The 259-nt window shown below is 76.8% G+C and carries 1 pseudogene; it reads left to right on the top strand.

Features of this window, described 5'->3' with window-relative positions:
- A pseudogene (locus tag SB719_RS21015) lies at nucleotides 1-259 on the top strand (gamma-glutamyltransferase family protein); the annotation flags it as partial.

Here is a 259-nt window from a genome sequence, read left to right as displayed (position 1 = left end):
GGTGTGCGCGACCATCCGCACGGTCGCGCCGCTGTTCGCCGAGCACTGGCCCACCTCCGCCGAGCACTGGATGCCCGGGGGCCGCATCCCGGAGCCCGGCGAGCTGATCACGAACCCGGCCTATGCGCGGGTGCTGCGCGGGCTGATCGGAGCGGGCGACGCCGCGGCGACGCGCGAGGAGCGCATCGAGGCGGCGCGGAGGGAGTGGGCAACCGGCACCGTCGCGCAGGCGGCCTCCGCGTTCGTCCGCACGCCGCAC

Origin of the sequence: Pantoea sp. SIMBA_079 (assembly GCF_046940275.1) — a bacterium.
Classification (GTDB): domain Bacteria; phylum Pseudomonadota; class Gammaproteobacteria; order Enterobacterales; family Enterobacteriaceae; genus Pantoea; species Pantoea borealis.
Note: the sequence above shows the minus strand (reverse complement) of the source record. Positions and strands in the feature narration are given on the sequence as shown.